The sequence below is a fragment of the Pseudomonas sp. SG-MS2 genome, from assembly GCF_009933855.1.
GTDB lineage: Bacteria > Pseudomonadota > Gammaproteobacteria > Pseudomonadales > Pseudomonadaceae > Aquipseudomonas > Aquipseudomonas putida_E.
The window spans coordinates 1-3,008 of record NZ_MOMO01000111.1; the positions used below are offsets into that span (position 1 = coordinate 1).

General features: G+C 53.4%; 3 protein-coding genes and 2 pseudogenes. 1 reads left to right on the forward strand and 4 read right to left on the reverse strand.

Annotated elements, in window-relative coordinates:
* Both BLX42_RS08960 and BLX42_RS08965 read right to left on the reverse strand, forming a co-directional pair.
* The coding region (locus BLX42_RS08960) for a hypothetical protein (protein WP_161871612.1) at positions 1 to 416 on the reverse strand (416 nt) is incomplete at its 3' end.
* A gap of 430 nt (positions 417 to 846) precedes the next feature.
* Entirely contained in the window at positions 847 to 1,620 is a 774-nt protein-coding gene (locus BLX42_RS08965; protein ID WP_161871613.1) for a DUF3800 domain-containing protein, read from the reverse strand.
* Positions 1,621 to 1,860: 240 nt separating this feature from the next.
* Here BLX42_RS08965 and BLX42_RS08970 point away from each other — a divergent pair.
* Positions 1,861 to 2,124 (forward strand): annotated as a pseudogene (locus BLX42_RS08970) (LysE family transporter); the annotation flags it as partial.
* A 9-nt stretch (positions 2,125 to 2,133) separates the two neighbouring features.
* On the opposite strand, the gene BLX42_RS08975 reads toward BLX42_RS08970, so the two are convergent.
* The gene (locus BLX42_RS08975) at positions 2,134 to 2,409 is read right to left on the reverse strand and encodes a peptidylprolyl isomerase (RefSeq protein ID WP_008095636.1); all 276 of its coding nucleotides are present in this window, start codon (positions 2,407 to 2,409) and stop codon (positions 2,134 to 2,136) included.
* 36 nt (positions 2,410 to 2,445) lie between these two features.
* A pseudogene (locus BLX42_RS08980) lies at positions 2,446 to 3,008 on the reverse strand (acetoacetate--CoA ligase); the annotation flags it as partial.

Sequence of the window (3,008 nt, forward strand, 5' to 3'; positions counted from 1 at the left end):
ATTTTGGCTATTTTAAGGTCTGTTGGAGAGCTGTATTGCTCGATGATTTTGGCTATTTTAAGATCTGTTGGAGAGCTGTATTGCTCTATGATTTTGGCTATTTTAAGATCTGCTGGAGAGCTGTATTGCTCGATGGTTTTGGCTATTTTTAGATCTGCTGGAGAGCTGTATTGCTCTATGATTTTGGCTATTTTAAGATCTGTTGGAGAGCTGTATTGCTCGATGGTTTTGGCTATTTTAAGATCTGCTGGAGAGCTATATTTCTCCATAATTTTGTTCATTTGTAGTGCTGGCGGGGAATAGAGCTGCTCCATAATCTTAGCCATCGTTTGACCCAGTGGTGAGTTAAGCTTTTCTAAAAGCTTTGCAATGCGCTGGCTGCTGGTTTTTTCAGAATCAAAATCATCCTTGTCCATCGGTTATCCCTTTTTAAGTTTTTTATTGGATTGGTTCACTTGGAATGGAGTGGCTTTCTGGGCTTGGCCTATGCTGCATAGCCATTTTAGCGACTTAGGCCCAAGTGAGGAACGTACTAATTAGAAAAAATTGAGCTGCATTGTCCGTTGCTCAGGGCACCTGTCGAGGTTAGGCGACGCCTTCACCACGCTGAATCCGTCGGCAGGTGCCCTGGCGACGTTGAGCGGCTTCCAGTGTTGGCGAAGTCGCTGTCAAGCGGTGACAAACTACTAACTTCGCTCTAATGATGGACGCGCGCTGCAATATCCTTTACAAAAATAATATATATTAGCAATCAATTAGCAAGCCCAGAATGACCACGGCTCTGTTCGGTGCAAGCGCAACTCTCACCAGCCTGCACTGCGAGCTTAGGAGCGATCAGGCTGGAAGTTAATCACGTACAGCCTGAATGATTGTTGTCGTTTCGACCACGGTAGCCGTTTCGATGACTTCAACAGTTGCCCCCTGCCGAGCTCTGCGCTCGTGCAGCCCATGCACAGTTCCACCGGCGCTATCAAAGCAATTTTGTATAATTTCAAAATACTGGGAGTCGGAGGACTGATAGTGACGATAGATTGCGAATGCCACCAGATCCGCAAGCTGGATCATCCTCGAGGCTTTCGAGTCCAGGAAAAGGGGCACCTCGGCGAAGTTTGTGAGCTTTCCGAAAGAATGGCCGTCATGCTTGAACGTTCGGGCCATGTTCTGGATGCTTTTTTCGGTTGTCGATTTGTCGAAAACGGCAATCCCCCTTTGCGTATCGCCCTGGTGGTGCAGGCGGCGCAGGTACATGTCGAACCTCGAGGCTAACTGCTCGAAACAGCTCGCGATAGGGTCGTCGCCGTTTCCAGATCCACGTTCGAAAACCGCGGCAAAGAGTCGAATCTTTCCCTTCGAGTCAGGGATGACCTGCAGGCAGTCCTTGATGGCCTGAATCCGCTCAGCCATTGGGAAGGGCCTCCATTCACTTTTACCCGACCGCATGGGTGAGCCGTGAAGCTCGATCGCGTACGAATCCTCGGGAGAAAATCTCCCGGCAATATTGTTCAATTGCTTCTCGATCCAGTGAGTCTGGCGTTCAAAAATCGACACCCCCGACAGGATGAAAAAATTCTGATTTGGGTCAGTTGGTGAGCCTGATTCATCAACGTACAAAAGGTGCATCCAGCCATCTCGTCCAAAAAAAAGTCAAAAAAAAAGTCGAGCAATCTGCTCGACTTCTGTCTGATGACCTATGCAATTAGGCATAGGTTAAGTAATTAGGTAAGCCAGCGAAGGATTACCTTCACGCACCGCTAAGGCAGCGCTGCCGACTTCGTGCCAAAGGTATCGTTAGAGCGGAGGGCAGTCAAGCAAAATGTTCTGATAAACAGAACATTTTAAGGTTTATATTTACAATCATTAGGGAACCCGAAAGCAATCCTGATTTTTACCGCCTTCCTGCCGCAGTTCGTCTCGGTGGGCAGCCCCACCCCGGTCAGTGAGCAGTTCCTCTGGCTGGGGGTACTGTTCCTGCTCCTGGAGTGGGCGGCGATTGCCATCTATGCCGGCCTTGGCGCCTACCTGCAGCGCTGGTTCAGCCAGCCGGGGCCGCGCCGGCTGTTCAACCGGGTCAGCGCCTGCCTGCTCGGTTGCGCTGGCCTCGGTTTGCTGGCAGCACGCCGTTAACGGCGCCGTTCAGTCGCGGTAGAAGGTCTGCACCAGGTGGTAGCCGAACTTGCTCTTGATCGGCCCGTGCACCACACGCAGGGGTTTCTTGAAAATCACCTGGTCGATCGCCCCCACCAGCTGCCCCGGGCGCACTTCGCCCAGGTCGCCGCCACGCTTGCCTGAAGGGCAGGTAGAAAACTTCTTGGCCAGCACGTCGAAGGCCTCGCCATTGGCGATGCGCTGTTTGAGCTTTTCGGCCTCATCAGCGGTCTTGACCAGGATGTGGCGGGCTTGAGCTTTCATGGGACACCTGTGCTTCTGGGTGAAAAAAGGGCGCCATTATGCCTGAACGTGCAGCTCCGTGCGGTCACGAAAAAACTCAAGTGCTTCCGGGTTGGCCAGCGCGTCGGTATTTTTCACGGGTAACCCGTGCACCACATTACGCACCGCCAGCTCCACCAGCTTGCCGCTGATGGTACGTGGAATATCACTGACCTGCAGGATCACCGCCGGTACATGGCGCGGCGTGGTGTACTGGCGGATCACCTGGCGAATGCGCTGTTGCAACGGCTCATCGAGCGCCAGGCCATCACGCAGACGCACGAACAGCACGACACGCACATCGCCTTTCCATTGCTGGCCGATGGCGACACTTTCCAGCACCTGCTCGACCTTTTCTACCTGCCGATAGATTTCCGCCGTGCCGATACGCACGCCACCGGGGTTGAGCACGGCATCGGAACGCCCATGGATCACCATGCCGCCTGTGGTGAGCTGCTCGGCGTAGTCGCCCTGCGCCCAGACACCGGGAAACTGGCTGAAGTAGGCCTCGCGGTAGCGGCTGCCATCGTTGTCGTTCCAAAACCCCCGGGGCATCGACGGGAAGTGGCGGGTGCACACCA

Coding starts and splice junctions, on each gene's coding strand:
- BLX42_RS08965 (WP_161871613.1), bottom strand. CDS start 1,620: ATGCACCTTTTGTACGTTGATGAATCAGGCTCACCAACTGACCCAAAT.
- BLX42_RS08975 (WP_008095636.1), bottom strand. CDS start 2,409: ATGAAAGCTCAAGCCCGCCACATCCTGGTCAAGACCGCTGATGAGGCC.